The following is a 15,116-nucleotide window of genomic DNA, read 5'->3' on the forward strand; positions in this document are numbered from 1 at the left end:
GGGTCATCTGCCTGATCGCCGGCGCCCAGGCCGTGCTGACCCAGACGTTCGACTCCGCCCGCAACGCGGCGCTGCCCAGCCTCGTCGAACCCGCGCACCTGGTGAGTGCCAACAGCATGGTGGCGCTCAACATCAGTGTCGGACGGCTGATCGGAGGCTCGCTCGGTGGGTTCGCGATCACCCGCGCCGGCACGGGATACCTCGCCATCGGCGCGGTCGTGGCCTTCACGACCACGGCAGCCCTGATCGTCGCCGGCCGCCGGGCCGCGCGTCGCGGCGCCGCGCGGTCAAACCCACCGGAACGTACGTCGTCGTTCTTCACCACTTGGCGCTCTGGCTTCGCGGCGATGCTGCGCAACCACACCGTGCGGGTGACGATCCTGAGCGTGGCGCTGGGCGGCATCGCGCAGGGCCTGTTCGTGGTGCTCTTCGTGGTCTTCGTCAGCCGCGCGCTGCATGCCGACGGCACGCTCACCGGCGTGCTTCGGGGCGTACAGGCGATCGGCGGTGTGGCCAGCGGGCTCATCGTCGGTATGCTGGGGGCGCGGCTCAGCTCCCGGCTGCTGATGAGCCTCGGCGCCACCACGTTCGGCCTGATCAGCCTGGTCATCTGGAACGGACCGGCGGTCACCCGTCAACCCGGGTGGTACGTCCTGCTGTTCATCCTGGTCGGCGTGCCGGGCGTCGCCTATGGCAGCGGGGCCTTCGCGCAGATCCAGCAAAGCGTGCCGGAAACCGATCTCGGCCGGGCCTTCGGCGCCTACTATGCGATCTACAACGCGGCACAGGGCCTGGGCATGGCGGCGGCCGGTCTGCTCGGCGACGCGCTCAACGTCGTGCTCGTGCTCAACGTGCAGGCCGCGTTGTACCTGGCCTCCGGTGCGGTCGCCTACGTGGGCCTGCGGCCCGTCCGCCGCCCCGCCGCACGTTCGGGCAGAAAGATCCCGCTCAGCAGGAGCGAGCGCCGGGAGACCGCCGACTCTGCGCCGTAGCCCGCAGCGGTCCGGGATGGCTCGCACACCCCGGCCCAGGCCACCGATCGCCTGCGCACCCACCGACCGGCGCGGCACCGCACGTCGGGTCAGTCGGCGGCCTCGTCGACAGGTGCGCTCTGGGTCAACTCCGCGCGCAGCGCGTCGAATGCCTCGTTGATGAGGTGGCGCAGGTCGTCCGCGCCGTTGCTCTCCGCCCAGTAGCGGATGGCCTCCGTGGTGGCCGCCAGCGCCGCCGCGACCAGGACCCGCAGGTGCAGCTTGCCTCGGGATCCGCTTGCCGTCGGCGCCAGCGCCTCGATGAGCAGTTGCTGGTCGGCGTCGCGGCGCTGCCCGGTGCCCGCCCGCAGCGCGGGCGTCTGGTAGACCAGTTGCATCCGGGACAGCAGCACGTCGCGTTCGCTGTCGTACAGCTGGTTGAGCCCGTGCGTGAGAGCGTGCCGGATCTTGTCGATGGCAGGCTCGTCGGCCGGACGCTTGGCGATCAGGTCGGCGATCATCGGGTCGTAGTCGTCCTCGAGTGCCGCGTCCTCCTTGGTGGGGAAGTAGCGGAAGAACGTCATGTGCGAGACGCCGGTGGCGGCGGCGATCTCCTCGACCGTGGTGGCGTCGAAACCCTTCTCCAGAAACAGCCGCATGGCATTCTTCTGAAGCTGCCGGCGAGTGCGCTCTCTTTTCTCACGGCGCCAGTCGGATCCCGGTGCCCGGGGAACATCAGTACTGCTCACAGGGGGCTCATTCTGCGGATTCATCTGGATACTGTGGCAGCCTAACCTTTGCTCTGCGCGGTGGTGCTCACCGGGGATTCGTCGTCATCGTGCGGTGTCACCGATGCGAACGATTCGCGTTTCGGCAGGAGGGCCAGGCAGAGCACGGCACCGACCACGGCGAGGCCGAAGCAGCACCACATGACCATCGACATTCCATCGACGTACGCCAGTCGTGCGGAGCGCACCAGCGCGGAACCGGACGGTCCGAGCTTCTCGGCGACGGCGGTCGCGCCGAACACCGACTCCTTCGCCGCGTCGGCCGCTGCGGACGGAAGGCCACCCAGCGCCGGATCAAGGTCCTTCTGGTAGACGCCGGACAGCACGCTGCCCATCGCGGCCACCGCGATGGCGCTACCGACCTGGCGCAACGTGTTGACCACCGCCGAGCCGCTGCCGGCGTCGTCGTCACCGACCGAGCCGACCGCCGCCTCCAGGGAGGTGGCCATCACCGCGCCGACCCCGAACCCGCAGCCGGCGAGGCCGATCGCCAGCCACCCGTACCCGCTGGCATCGTCGACCAGGGTGAGCAGGAGCAGCCCGGCGCCCATCACCACCAGGCCGGTGATCACGATGACCTTGCCGCCGAACCTGCGGTCCAGGCTGGTGGCCAGGGCGCCGGACACCAGAAGGCCAGCCATCATCGGGATGATCCGTAGGCCGGTGCCGAGCGAGTCGAAGCCCCGCACCGCCTGGAGGTAGAGAGGTACCACGAAGATCACGCCGGCGAGCGCGAAGGCGACGATCATGATGGCGACGGTGTTCCAGGTGAACTGCGGCTTGCGGAACAGTCGGAGCTCCATCAGCGGGTGGGCGACGCGCCGTTCCCAGGCCACGAACAGCGCGATCGCTATCACCGCGCCGATCAGCAGGGCGATGGTCAGGCCGTCCGACCAGCCCGACTCGGGGCCGCGGATGACGCCGTAGACCAGCGCGACAGTGGCGACGACGGCCAGGATGCTGCCGACGATGTCCAGCGGGCGCGGCGTCTCGCTGCGCGACTCGTCGATCAGCAGCAGGCCGGCCACGAACGCGATCGCGAGGATCGGAACGTTGATCCAGAAGACCGAACTCCACGAGTAGCGTTCGAGTAGGGCGCCGCCGACGATCGGCCCGAACGGCATCCCGGCACCGACAGCGGCCGTGAAGACGGCCATGGCCCGAGTGCGCTCACGGCCGGAGAAGGTCGTGATGACCAGCGCCGGGGTCAGCGGCAGGATGATCGCCGATCCGACACCCATCACGGCGCGGGCCGCGATCAACTGGCCTGCCGTCTCCGACAGCGCGGCGGCGAACGAGGCGACGAAGAACAGGCCGAGCCCCGCAAGCATGACCTTCTTGCGGCCGATGCGGTCGGCGATCGCACCGGAGGGCAGCATCGCACCGGCGATCGCCAGCGAGTAGGCGTCGACGATCCACTGCAGTTCGGCGGTGCCGGCGCCCAGCGAGCCCGAGATGCTGGGGAGGGCCACGTTCAGGACGGTGAAGTCGAGACTCAGCACCAGTACGGCAAGGCAGACGGCAATAAGCATCCACCAACGGCGATCAACGCGCGTGCTCATCTGTGCCGCCCTTCGCGTTAGCAACTAACATGTTAGAGGCTAACCCGACGGCGAGACCGAAGACAAGCAGGCGCTCACGGGCGGCGACGTCCGGGACGTACCCTGCGGCGCCAACGAGCTGATCGCCGCGATCGTCCGCGCGAACGCCGGCCACGGGGCGAACCTCACCCTCGCGGATCCAAGGTCACGGAGAACATCTCCGTCCTGGCGCCGGGTGGGATCTTCAACGACGGCGGACAGGTCACCGTGGACGACAGGTCGGTCATCAGCGGGAACCGGCCCACCAACTGCACGCCCAGCGCGCCGCCCGTCCCCGACTGCTTCGGCTGACCCGCTTCTCGGCCAGCTCGTCGGGTGGACCAGCGCGACGACAGCAGCACGGAGCATCCGGTCCCGCCCGGGCTCGATCATCAGATCGGACCCGCGGCGGGGCCGGATGCGCGCGTCAGAGCAGCTCGCTGCGGTACTCGGGAGCCAGGTCGGCCGCGCGTTGCCGGCGTTGCGCCAGCTCGTCGTCGGTGAGCCGCGGTGGCGGTGCGTCCGCTCCGGCGATCCTGTCGCCGACGCGCAGGAAGTACTCGTCCTGCCCGGCGGGGGTGCACATGCACAACATGCGGGCCGGTGCGCCGGAGGTGTTGCGGAAGTTGTGCGGGGCGTTGGCCGGGATGTTGACGGTCGAGCCGGCCCGGACCGTGCGTTTCTCCCCGCGGAAGGTGAACTCGATCTCGCCTTCGAGGAGGGTGAACATCTCCTCGAAGTCGTGCCGGTGCGGCGGCGGTCCGCCGCCGTCGGGGATGCGCATGTCGATCAGGCAGTACCGGCCGTTGGTCTGCTCACCGGTGATCAACATGGCGTAGGTGCCCCCGGCGAGGGAGATCCAGGTGGTCGCCGGTCCGTCGGGGCCGGCGATGGTGAGTGTTCGGGTCGGGTCGTCGTCCGGGATGGCGGGGGCGGCGCGGTCGGAGGCGCTCATGCTGCTCGTCCTTCCTGGGCTGCGTCAGCAGGGCTCGCGGACGCCCTCCTTCTTCTCCGGGCGACGAGCCCGTTAAACGGAATATATCGTCCGGCTAGCCGGAACTCGTTGCTCTCCGGGATGCGCGTCGCGGCCCCCGGCGGGGGATTGCCCCGGGCGGAGCGCGGTCAGGAATAGGTCGATCTGGCGACCGGCGACTTCCGGCCAGTCGCCCACGCCGGGCATCGGCACCGCGATCAGCGAGCCGAAGATGATGACATCGCGGGCCGTCAGATCCGGCCGCAACGATCCGTCGGCGACGCCGCGCTCGACCATCCGGCCGACACCGGCCCACACGCGCCGCTCCAGGCTCCGGTACTCCGGATCGGTGGTGACCGGGGCGCCGTGATGCGGCAGGAAGAGCTCCGTGCCGTGGCGGACCGTGCCGACCAGGAACTCGTGCACCGCGTCGATGCCCGTGACCCCGCGCTCGAGCACCTCGTCGACCAGAGCGAGGACCATGCCGATCGAGCGGATCTGCAGGGCGACCAGCAGGGCCTCGCGGTCGCGGAAGTGACGGTAGAGCGTCCCGACGCCCACACCGGCCTCCCGGGCGACCATCGCCATGGGAGCGGCCAGGTCACGCTGCAACGTGCGCAACGCCGCCGTCAGGACCTTCTCCCGGTTGGCCACGCCGTCGCTGCGCGGGGCGCGACTCACCGTCGGTCCGCCGGGCGCGCTGCCGTCATGCCCCGAATCCTAGGGGCTCGGTGGGGTGACGCGGCGTCATCGTGCCGGCGGCGACCGCGGACGGCCACCGCCGGCACGGTGGTGGCGTCAGAGCCGGGAGGTGAAGGTGGCCAGGAAGCGGTGCGGGGTGACGACGCCGGCGTTGTCGAAGCAGATCACGTCGACGTCGGCGTTGGTGGTGTACGTCCACGGTTGGGTGAGGTGGCAGTAGTTGCTGCCGGCGCCCTGCGCGACCACCTGGACGTGGGTCTCCTTGAGACCGATCTGCGGGAAGGTCGCCAGGTAGCGGCCGGCCGGCACCAGCGGCGCCACCGTGTTCGCGCCGACGCCGAGCACCGAGTTGTCGTTGGTCGGCCCGCCGACGGCGGTGCCCAGGTGACCGAAGTACGACGGCGGCGCGAGGGAGCCGATCACCGGCCGCCGACGGTGGTACGACAGGGCGAAGTCGGTGTTGGTGAACGCGCCGGCCTGGTCGTAGCAGAAGACGTACACCTGCACGTCGCTGCCGACCGCGGCCCAGGAGTAGACCTTGCACCGGCGCGGGCCGGCGTTGGGCTGTACGGCGGTGACCTGCACGTCGCCGGCGAGCACCCCGGCCAGACCGACCCCGGGCAGCCGCACCAGGTACTGCCCGACCCCCACCGGCCCGACCGTGTTCACCACGCCCGTCGAGTTGTACGACTGCACCACCACGCCGCCGCCCCACTGCACGTACGCGTGGGAGGTGCCGGCCGGCAGCACGCCCGAACTGGTCGTCCAGAGCACGGTGAACGGGGTGTCCTCGCGCGTGCCGCCGGGCCGGTGGCACTGCACGTCGACGATCTCGTCGGCGCCGGACTGGAACCAGCGAACCACCTCGCAGTAGTGCCCGGTCCGGTTCACCGGGGTCACGTGCGGCACGCCCCGCGAACTGGCGCCCACCTGTGGGAAGCGGACCTGGAACCGGCCGGGCGCGAGCTTGACGCCGTCGGCCCAGGCGGCCGGGAACGCGGTCTTCCAGCTACCCCACTGCCGGCTGGTGTCCAGCACGGTCCAGACCGGCACCGTGGGGTCCTTCACGTACGCGAACCCCCAGCGGTCGGCGGTGGCCGCGGCGGCCGGTGCGGGCGGAGTGAGCGCGCCGGCGGCCAGGACAGCGGCCAGCGCGGCGGTGACGAACGATCGGAGACGCATTGTTCCTCCACTCGACGGGGACGGGTCGCAGAGGAGTGTGCTCGCCGTGACGTGATGGTCACAGTCGGCTACTGCGCGCTCCGGTGTCGGGTGTCGGCCACCGGGACTGGGACCGATCGGCGCGGTGAACGGTGAACGGCCCCCTCGCCGGGGCGAGGGGGCCGTTCAGGAGTGGGGAGGCGGGGATCAGCCGCCGGCAAACGTCGGTTCCACCCCGCACTTGGCGTTCTGGTTCAGGCAGGACTTCACCAGGGCGCCCAGGTGCTCGGGCTCCCAGGCGTTCATGAAGTCGCCGTGCATCGAGGACGGCTTGCCGGAGGAGAGGCTGAGGCCGTCCCCGCCCAGCGACTCGTAGTTGACCATGAAGGAGAGATCGGGCACCGCCACCGGGTACCTGCCGGTGCAGACACCGTTCACCGGGTCACCCATGTGCGACTTGTGATCGGGCGAGTCGATGTTCTCACCGTCCCAGCAGTCCTTGAACACCAGCTGGAAGATCAGGTTGCCGCCGGGCGCGCAGACCGGCCAGTTGCCGTCGGCGCTGCGGCCAATCTCGGCGCTGCCCGCGCACCAGAACTGGTTGCTGCCGGCGTTCTTCGGGGTGTCGACCTGCTTCTTGGCGTCGCCCTCGACCACCCGCAGACCCGGGGGGAAGGGCTTGACGGTCGACGGGTCCTTGACCCGCGAGCCGTAGTAGACCCGGAAGCTCTTCATCGGGACCGGCTTACCGTCCTTGCGCAGCTCCGGGACCCAGTAGGCGCTCAGGTCGCCAGGGGCGTTGCAGGTGGTCTTCGAGGAGAGCAGCTTGTCGGTGGTGGTGAAGGCGTCGACCTTGGGGCCGAAGAACGTGTGCATGTGCGACGCGCCCGAGAGGCCGGGCAGGACGATCGGGTCGTCCGGGGCGGAGTTGGCGACCTCGCAGTCGGTATGGAACTCGGGGACGCGGGTGGTGCCCGGCGGCACCGCCTTCGGGGTGATCGCGGTGAAGGCCGCCAACTCCCTGCTCCACGCCGCCTGGTCGACCGGCACCCAGCCGGCGGCCGGCGCGCTCGGCGGGACCGACGCGGAGGGCGACGCGGACGGAGTGCGAGTCGGTGCCGACGACGTGGCCGGTGCGGCCGACGTGCTCGGCGACGTCGCCGTCGTGGGGCCGAACGTGAACCAGTTCAGATTCACGAAGTCCGACGTCGAGGTGCTCCTCATGACGGCGAAGACGGTCTGCGGGCCGGTCGGCACGCCGGACGCGGTGGCGGTGACCGTCGTCCACTTCTGCCAGCCACCCGTATGGGTGATCGGGAAAGTGGCCAGCAGCGTGCCGGTCTGCGTGCCGAGGCGCAGTTCGACGGCCCCGCCGTCGGTGTTGTGCGCGGCGACCCGGGCCGTCAGCTCCGCGCCGGTTACCGAGACGCCGTCGTACCGCAGCCAGTCGCCGTTGGCGAGCCAGCCGACGTTCCTGCCGCCGTCGGCGTCGCCGGTGCTCTCGGTCTGCACGCCGGACTGCGCCGCGAAGGCCTCCGCCTGGACGCGGCCGGGCACGGCGACCTCCTCGGCCTGCGCGCCGGCGATGTAGATGCCACTGCCGCCCAGTGCGGCGACGACAGCGGCGGCGAGCGTGACGCGGGCGAGGCGACGGCGCTTTCGCGCCCGGTCCGGCGGTGCGACATGCGCGGGGGGAGTCCGCATTACCAGTGGTGTCCTTCGAGTCGGGCGATAACGCTCCTGTCGGGTGAAGTATGTGCACGTCCAGAGCCTGCTTCAACGTGCGGAAAAAGAATTAAGGAGGGCGGCCCGCAGGTCTCCTGGTGGCCGGCGTCCCGGCTCCGGATAACAGTTTTTCGCCCCCGCAGACTTAAGTTTGTTTTAACTCCGGGAAAGTGACCCGGTTCCGGTGATTACGAATTTTGCGGTAACGAATCGTCATCCGATCGGATACTGGAGGGCATGTCGTCCGGTCGTCCTGGCACTCCTCGGCTCGCGCGCCAGCCGGGGCGGCTGGTCGCCTTCAGCGACGGCGTCTTCGCCATCGCCGTCACGCTTCTCGTGCTGGAGATCCAACCGCCGAAGGACTTCGGGCGCCTCCTGCCGGGCCTCGGGGCGTTGTGGCCGTCGTACCTGGGGTACGCGTTGAGCTTCCTGCTCGTCGGGCAGGTCTGGGTCAACCATCACGTCATGTTCGACCGGGTCCGGCACGTCGACCGTCCGGTCCTGTTCCTCAACACGCTGCTCCTGATGGTCATCGCGTTCCTGCCGTTCTCCACGTCGCTGCTCGCCGACGCGCTCCGCGCGGAGCAGGGGCTGCGGACGGCGGTCGTCGTCTACGGCACGACACTGTGGTTGGCGGCGGCCCTGTTCAACGTCATCTGGGTCCACCTCCGCCGGGCGCGACTCCTGGACCCCAGCCTCGGCCCCTTCGGCGTGCGGGCCATCGGCCGCCGATTCGCACTAGCGCTGGCCTGGATCGGCGGCGGCATCCTCGTCGGCGCGTTCGTGCCGATCGCTGGCGTAGTCATCATCGCGGCCTTCCTGCCCGCCTACTACCTGCCCATCCGCGGCGAGTACGGCGAGGACGACAAGACCACCGGCCGTTCCGCCTGAACCGCACCGGACGGCCCGCGGGCCGGCTGGCGGGCCGGCTCGGCGTACACCGGCGACGACGCCGTCAAAATATTGTGGGTGCGCCTGTCGATCGGGACCGGCTCTCTTCGTAGCCAGGGTGAGAGCCCGGAATCGAGACGGGCCACACCCGCTGGAGGGCACGATGACCACCACCGCGCAGACCACCCGCACCACCACGGCGGCCTTCGGCGCGCTGATCGGGGCCGGTGCGATCGCCACGATCGCCGCGAGCGCCGCCACCATGACCGTCGCCGCCGCCGGCCATGCGGCAGGAATCAGCCTCGACGTGAGCGGCGCCCCGATTCCGGTGGCGGGGTTCGGCGTGCTGACCGCCGTCTTCTCGTCGATCGGCGTGCTGCTCGCCGTGTTGCTGTCCCGCTTCGCACGGCGTCCGCGGCGCGCGTTCGTCCGTACGACTGTGGCGCTGACGGTCCTGTCCCTGGTGCCGGACGTGCTCGCCGACGCCGGGACGGCCACCAGGGCGCTGCTGATGCTCACCCACCTGGTCGCGGCCGCGATCGTGATCCCGGCTGTCGCGCGCCGCCTGGCCGCCTGACCTGTTCCCCACTCATCGTCGAGCTATCGGAGGATCACCATGAAGCAGTACCTGCTGTCCGTGCACGTCGTCGAGGGCGCACCGACGCCGTCGGACGAGGAAACGCAGATCATGTTCCGGGAGACCGGTCGGATCAACGACGACATGCAGGCCGCGGGCGCCTGGGTCTTCGGCGGGGGGCTCACGTCGCCCGACAGCGCCACTGTCGTCCGGGTCGAGAACGGCGCCACCTCCATGAGCGACGGGCCGTTCGTCGAGACGAAGGAACACATCGCCGGCTTCTGGGTGATCAAGTGCGCGGATCTGGACCAGGCGCTGGCCTGGGCCGAGAGGTGCGCGGCCGCCTGCGGCCCGATCGAGGTGCGCCCGTTCGACGAGTTGTCCCAAGCCTGAGCGGGAGCTGTCGCCCGACATGGACCTGGCGAGCATCTACCGCGCGGAGTACGGCCGCTGCGTCGCCACACTGGCCCGCATCCTCGGTGACATCAACCTCGCCGAGGAGGCGGTCCAGGACGCCTTCACGACGGCGCTGCAGAAGTGGGAGTCCCCACCGCCGAATCCCGGCGCCTGGATCGTGACGACCGCGCGGAACAGGGCCGTCGATCGCCTCCGCCGGGAGTCGACCCGCGAGGCCCGGCAGGCCCAGGCCCTGCTGCTGCACCAACAGGACGAGCCCCAGGAGGTGGGACCGGTGAAGGACGACCAGCTTCGACTCATCTTCACCTGCTGTCACCCGGCACTCGCCCCGGACGCGCGGACGGCCCTGACCGTCCGCCTGCTCGGCGGTCTGGAGGTACCGGAGATCGCGCGGGCCTACCTGGTTCAGGAGACGACAATCGCGCAGCGGATCGTGCGCGCGAAGAAGAAGATCCGGGACGCGGGGATCCCGTACCGGGTACCCGCCGAACACGAGCTGCCGGACCGGCTGCCGCCCGTGCTCACCGTGCTCTACCTGATGTTCAACGAGGGTTACGCCTCGACCGCCGGGCCGCTGATCAGAACGGACCTGTGCGCCGAGGCGATCCGGCTCGCCCGCGAGCTGGCCGCCCTGATGCCCGACGAACCCGAGGTGCTGGGCCTGCTCGCCCTGCTGCTGCTGACCGAGGCACGCCGTCCGGCCCGGCTCGGCCCGACCGGCGGACTCGTCCTCCTCGTCGACCAGGACCGGTCACTGTGGAACCGCGCACTCATCGTCGAGGGCCACGACCTGGTCCGGCGCTGCCTGCGGCGCAACCGGCCCGGCCCGTACCAGATCCAGGCCGCGATCGGCGCGGTGCACACCGACGGCGCGGCCACCGACTGGCCGCAGGTCCTGGCGCTGTACGACCAGCTCTTCGCGCTCGCGCCGACCGCCATCGTCGCGCTCAACCGTGCCGTCGCGGTCGCCGAGGTGCACGGGCCGGCGGTAGCCCTCGCCGCGTTGGAGGACGTCGACCTCCCGGGCTACCACCGGCTGCCCGCCACCCGTGCCGAGCTGCTGGCCCGGCTCGGCCGCGACCGCGAGGCCCGCGCCGCCTACGACCAGGCCATCGCGCTGACCAGCAACGAGACCGAGCGCGCCTTTCTGCGGACGCGTCGTACCGAACTCACCCACCCGAGGAGACCCTCGTGACCGCCACCTACACCTTCGACGTCTTCACCAGCCTCGACGGCTTCGGCAGCACCACCGGCAACTGGGGCGGCTACTGGGGTAAGCAGGGCCCGGAGCTGCTGGAGCGCCGCCTCGCCACGTACGGCGAGGACCAGCGCATGGTCTTCGGTAGCGGCACCTACCGGATCTTCGTGGAAATGCTGGCCGACAGCACCGAGGAGTCCGACGTCCGGGACGCCTGGGTCACCCGCATGATCAACCTTCCGGCGACGATCGTGTCGAACACGCTGCAGGGCCCCCTCGACTGGCCGGACGCGACAGTCGTACGCGGTGACGCCGTCGACGTCGTCGCCCGGCTCAAGGAGGAGTCCGAGGTGCCGTTGCGGTCACACGGCAGCCTCTCGATGAACCGGGCACTGCTGGCCGCCGGGCTGGTCGACCTCATTCAGGTGACGCTCTTTCCGGTGGTCACCGGTCAGACCGGAACGGAGCCGATCTTTCACGGGACGGCCGACTACGACCTGGAGCTGATCGAGTGCCGGACCCTCGACGGCCGCTCCCAGGAACTCACCTACCGACCCACCCGGCACACCTGAGTCGTCAGCGCCACCCGACGGTGGTGCGGTGCCGCCGGCCGTGCCTGATGATCCCCGGCCGCGGCACCGGACGCCCAGCCGTGTCGGTCAGCAGCGCACCTCGGTCTCCTTCTGCGCCACGTCGGAGATCCCACCGAGGGCCCGGGTGCACACCGACAGCGTGTTGGCGCCCAGCGACCAGACGTCCGGCCCGCTCGAGCACTGCAGGTCGCGAAGCGTGCTTCCGGTGACGATCGACGTGCAGACCTGGTAGGAGCCGTGGGTGGCGCGGTACTGCTGCCACACGTACGTGTAGGCGTAGTTCTTGCCACAGCCCTTGTACTGCTTGACCGAGGCGGCGGTCTGCCCGCCGACGGTGACGTACGCCGTCGCGCCGATCTGCACCGAGCTCGCGCAGCGCGGGTTCGTCTCGGCGTGGGCGGGGCCGGCGAACGCCATCGTCGCGGGCACAGCCAGCCCAGCGGCCGCGAGGATGCGTACACCGCGTCGGGAAAGGCTCTTCATCGATGACCTCCTTCAGTGCACCGGGACCGTTGATCCCCGTGTCGTCGATGCACCACATTGATGCTCGCTGTGGCCCGTTCGGTAGCCTCTGACACGCTCTGACAACGTCTGACGAAGCTGTCTGACATGGGGGACTGATGAAGGACCAGCGTGCCGCCGCAGAGTCGATTCAGGACGGACGGGCCGCCGAGAGGTTCGCCGAGCAGTTGCGGACATTGCGCAGCGCCGCGGGAGACCCGTCGTTCCGCAAGATGGCGGGGCGATCAGGTCGGATCTCGCACACGACCCTGCACGAGGCCGCCGCCGGGACCCGGTTTCCCTCCTGGGAGACCACGCGGGAGTTCGTCCGGGCGTGCGAGGCGGACGAGGCCCTGTGGCGGCGCCGATGGGAGGACGCGCAGCGCCCGGGGTCGGCCCCCCGGCCCGGCGGGGACGGAGACGGAGACTGCGCGCCGGTCGTCGCCGCGTCCGCGCCGAAGGAGCAGGGCGTGGTGCAGGTCGTGGAGTATCCGCGGGCCGAGGATGGCGTCGCGGCCAGGCGGCGGCGTCGACTGCCGTGGCTCAACGCCGCAGCGGTGGTGCTGGTGGTGGCGGTGGCCGCAGTCCTGGGCGTGACCGTTCGTGGCAGGTCGGGCCCGGACGGCTCCGGCACACCTACCGCGTCACCGTCACCGGTGGCGTCGCCGACCACTACGGCGTTCTCGGACTCGCTGATCCCCGGGGACTCGAGCAGATTCGTCGGCGACGTCACCATCCCCGACGGCACCCAGGTGAAGGTCAACGCCCAGTTCGACAAGGTGTGGGCTCTCGCGAACGTGGGAAAGGTCGACTGGCACAACCGGTACCTGGCGCGGATGGACCCCACCGCGGACGGTGCGGGTTGCCGGACACCGGACCGGGTGCAGATCGGTGACACGCCGCCCGGTGAGCAGGTGATGATCCGTGTTCGGGTCACCGCGCCGAGCCGCCCCGGCAAGTGCTGGGTCAGTTGGAAGATGGTCGACGAGGCCGGGCGGGAGTACTTCCCGACCCGGCGGCCGGTGTACTTCATGGTCACCGTGACCGCCTGAGGGTCAGGCCGCGGGCTCCGAGTGGCCCCCGATGCGATCGATCGCTGTCAGGCACGAGCGTCGAGCCAAACTGACAACACCGCATTCATCGAGGTCGGTGAGGGTCTGACGGATCTGACAGACACCAGGGGTACCGAACAGCACCGCACTTCTCGCAGGGTGATGTCGAACCGAGTACGACTCACCAGCTACGAGGAGGACCCACCTTGCGCCGTCCCTGGTTATCCGTCGGGCTCGCCGCGCTCTGCGTGGCCGTCGGCGTCCCGGCCCACGCGGCGGCATCCGACGCCACAGCGCCGCGAGCCGTCACCACGGCCGCACGGCCGGTCGTGGACATGAAGGCCACCGTCCTGGCCGCTCAGATCGACCCCCGCCGGGCCGACAACACACTGACTCCGGGTGCGAAGAACTCCGTGCTCGCCGTGGAGCAGGCGTTGCAGGCGCAGGGCCTGCTGAACGCGCAGTGGGTCGACGGCTACTTCGGCACGGTGACCGTCTCGGCGTACGCGGCGTACCAACGCTCACTCGGCTACACCGGGCTGGCCGCGAACGGGCTGCCCGGCACGACGTCGCTGACGAAGCTCGGGCTGAACCGCTACACCGTCGGCAACACGATCGGTCCGGGCGCGAAGGTCCCGCGCGACGGGTACGTCGTCAACGCCCGTACCCAGGCGATGCTGGCCGAGGCCCAGCGGCTGCTCGGCTACACCCTGGTGCTCGACCAGGGCTCGTACAACCCCGGGGGCGACCCCACCTCGGCCGGCACGCACGACGGCGGGGGTGTGGTGGACATCTCGGTCACCGGCATGACCGCCGCCAGGCGCACCGCAGTCGCCCGGGCCCTGCGCCAGGTCGGCTTCGCCGCCTGGGTCCGCAACCCCAACCAGGGCGACTGGCCGTGGCACATCCACGCCACGGCGATCAGCGACACGGACCTGTCCAGTCAGGCGCAGCACCAGGTCGGTGACTACTACCTCGGCATGAACGGCCTGGCCAACCAGGGACCGGACGACGGCCCCCAGATCCCGATCAGGACCTGGGAGCAGTACCAGCGCGGGCAGTGACCCGCATCCCCCCTCACCGTTCGCGAAAGGACACCATGAACATCCGTAAGAGCCTCGCCGCCGTCGGCGTCGCGCTGGCCGCGACCACCTCGATCCTCAGCGTCGCATCGCCCGCCTCGGCGGCGGCCCGGGACGGGGTCTGCGACAGCGGCGAATTCTGCTACTACTACAACAGCGACAACGCGGGGTCGATCTCGGACTTCACCGGTTCGCTCGACGACTACGGCACCGAGCAGCCCTCGTGCTACGACTTCAAGGGCGCCGGCGCCGGCAAGGGCCTGTGCATCAAGAACGAGGCAGCCTCGGTCTGGAACCGCAGCACCAAGACCGTACGTGTCTACTACAACAGTGGCTACGCCGGTTCCTACCAGGACTTCGCGGCCGGCGCGAAGGGCAACCTCAACTCCACGCTGAAGAACAACAACGCCTCGCACCAGTTCTCGCCGTCGACCCGCACGAACCTGTCGTACGCCCTGTACCAGGCCAGCGGCGGTGCGGTCACGTGCGGCTTCGACGGTTACACCACCACGCCCGGCCGGCACGAGGGCATCGACATCGCCCGCAGCGTCGGCTCGGACGTGCACGCCCTGGTCTCCGGAACGGTCACCTACGTCGCGCAGGGCAGCACCGGCAGCGGCGGCCTGTCCACGATCTCCGTCTACAACTCCTCGCTCAACAAGACGGTGATCTACCTGCACACCGCGCCGAGGTCCGGGGTGAGCGTGGGCGACGCCATCAGCAAGGGCCAGATCATCGCGGACGAGTCGTGGCACGGAGTGTCCTCCAGCTCGGGCGCGCACACCCACGTCGAGGTCCGGGCCGGTCGGCAGACCCACGCGGCCGTCAGCGTCGGTGACCCCACGCTGGACAACGCCGACCCGACCGCGTTCTGGAACGCCCAGGGCTACAACGAGAAGTAGGAC

General features: G+C 70.1%; 16 protein-coding genes. 9 read left to right on the plus strand and 7 right to left on the minus strand.

Annotated features, from left to right (window positions below):
* Positions 1 to 32: 32 nt before the first annotated feature.
* A complete protein-coding gene (locus B0E54_RS00990; RefSeq protein ID WP_234581139.1) occupies positions 33 to 992 on the plus strand; it encodes an MFS transporter in 960 nt (319 codons plus the stop codon).
* Positions 993 to 1,081: 89 nt separating this feature from the next.
* Here B0E54_RS00990 and B0E54_RS00995 read toward each other — a convergent pair whose 3' ends face one another.
* The 6 genes from B0E54_RS00995 to B0E54_RS01020 all read right to left on the minus strand — a co-directional run bounded on the left by B0E54_RS00995 (position 1,082) and on the right by B0E54_RS01020 (position 7,879).
* Complete coding sequence (locus tag B0E54_RS00995) at positions 1,082 to 1,630, minus strand: TetR family transcriptional regulator (RefSeq protein WP_234581140.1); 549 nt, start codon at positions 1,628 to 1,630, stop codon at positions 1,082 to 1,084.
* 131 nt (positions 1,631 to 1,761) lie between these two features.
* Positions 1,762 to 3,321, minus strand: a complete 1,560-nt coding sequence (locus B0E54_RS01000) for an MFS transporter (RefSeq protein ID WP_234581142.1) — start codon at positions 3,319 to 3,321, stop codon at positions 1,762 to 1,764.
* Between the two features lie 445 nt (positions 3,322 to 3,766).
* A complete protein-coding gene (locus tag B0E54_RS01005) occupies positions 3,767 to 4,294 on the minus strand; it encodes a cupin domain-containing protein (protein WP_234581145.1) in 528 nt (175 codons plus the stop codon).
* A gap of 72 nt (positions 4,295 to 4,366) precedes the next feature.
* A complete protein-coding gene (locus tag B0E54_RS01010) occupies positions 4,367 to 4,966 on the minus strand; it encodes a TetR/AcrR family transcriptional regulator (RefSeq protein WP_234581147.1) in 600 nt (199 codons plus the stop codon).
* Between the two features lie 144 nt (positions 4,967 to 5,110).
* Entirely contained in the window at positions 5,111 to 6,196 is a 1,086-nt protein-coding gene (locus tag B0E54_RS01015; RefSeq protein WP_234581148.1) for a hypothetical protein, read from the minus strand.
* A 186-nt stretch (positions 6,197 to 6,382) separates the two neighbouring features.
* A complete protein-coding gene (locus tag B0E54_RS01020; RefSeq protein WP_234581154.1) occupies positions 6,383 to 7,879 on the minus strand; it encodes a DUF1996 domain-containing protein in 1,497 nt (498 codons plus the stop codon).
* A 258-nt stretch (positions 7,880 to 8,137) separates the two neighbouring features.
* On the opposite strand from B0E54_RS01020, the gene B0E54_RS01025 reads away from it, so the two are divergent.
* The 5 genes from B0E54_RS01025 (at position 8,138) to B0E54_RS01045 (ending at position 11,555) form a co-directional block, all read left to right on the plus strand.
* Positions 8,138 to 8,791 (plus strand): TMEM175 family protein, encoded by a 654-nt coding sequence (locus B0E54_RS01025; protein WP_234581155.1) that lies wholly within the window; start codon positions 8,138 to 8,140, stop codon positions 8,789 to 8,791.
* Positions 8,792 to 8,954: 163 nt separating this feature from the next.
* Positions 8,955 to 9,368 carry a DUF6069 family protein gene (locus B0E54_RS01030; RefSeq protein ID WP_234581157.1) on the plus strand — a complete coding sequence of 138 codons (414 nt, stop codon included), beginning with the start codon at positions 8,955 to 8,957 and terminating at the stop codon, positions 9,366 to 9,368.
* A gap of 39 nt (positions 9,369 to 9,407) precedes the next feature.
* On the plus strand, positions 9,408 to 9,761 hold the full coding sequence (locus B0E54_RS01035) for a YciI family protein (protein WP_234581158.1): 354 nt from the start codon (positions 9,408 to 9,410) through the stop codon (positions 9,759 to 9,761).
* 19 nt (positions 9,762 to 9,780) lie between these two features.
* A complete protein-coding gene (locus B0E54_RS01040; RefSeq protein ID WP_234581159.1) occupies positions 9,781 to 10,980 on the plus strand; it encodes an RNA polymerase sigma factor in 1,200 nt (399 codons plus the stop codon).
* Complete coding sequence (locus B0E54_RS01045) at positions 10,977 to 11,555, plus strand: dihydrofolate reductase family protein (protein ID WP_234581161.1); 579 nt, start codon at positions 10,977 to 10,979, stop codon at positions 11,553 to 11,555. Before B0E54_RS01040 ends, B0E54_RS01045 begins: the two co-directional genes overlap by 4 nt.
* An 87-nt stretch (positions 11,556 to 11,642) precedes the next feature.
* Here B0E54_RS01045 and B0E54_RS01050 read toward each other — a convergent pair whose 3' ends face one another.
* Entirely contained in the window at positions 11,643 to 12,059 is a 417-nt protein-coding gene (locus B0E54_RS01050; protein ID WP_234581163.1) for a hypothetical protein, read from the minus strand.
* 137 nt (positions 12,060 to 12,196) lie between these two features.
* Here B0E54_RS01050 and B0E54_RS01055 point away from each other — a divergent pair, with 137 nt between their 5' ends.
* The 3 genes from B0E54_RS01055 (at position 12,197) to B0E54_RS01065 (ending at position 15,113) form a co-directional block, all read left to right on the plus strand.
* The gene (locus tag B0E54_RS01055; RefSeq protein WP_234581166.1) at positions 12,197 to 13,129 is read left to right on the plus strand and encodes an NBR1-Ig-like domain-containing protein; all 933 of its coding nucleotides are present in this window, start codon (positions 12,197 to 12,199) and stop codon (positions 13,127 to 13,129) included.
* Between the two features lie 206 nt (positions 13,130 to 13,335).
* Positions 13,336 to 14,193, plus strand: a complete 858-nt coding sequence (locus tag B0E54_RS01060; RefSeq protein WP_234581167.1) for a peptidoglycan-binding protein — start codon at positions 13,336 to 13,338, stop codon at positions 14,191 to 14,193.
* Positions 14,194 to 14,228: 35 nt separating this feature from the next.
* Positions 14,229 to 15,113, plus strand: coding sequence for a peptidase inhibitor family I36 protein (locus B0E54_RS01065; RefSeq protein WP_234581169.1), 885 nt, complete (start codon positions 14,229 to 14,231; stop codon positions 15,111 to 15,113).
* Positions 15,114 to 15,116: the final 3 nt, after the last annotated feature.

Source organism: Micromonospora sp. MH99 (assembly GCF_021442385.1).
Classification (GTDB): domain Bacteria; phylum Actinomycetota; class Actinomycetes; order Mycobacteriales; family Micromonosporaceae; genus Micromonospora.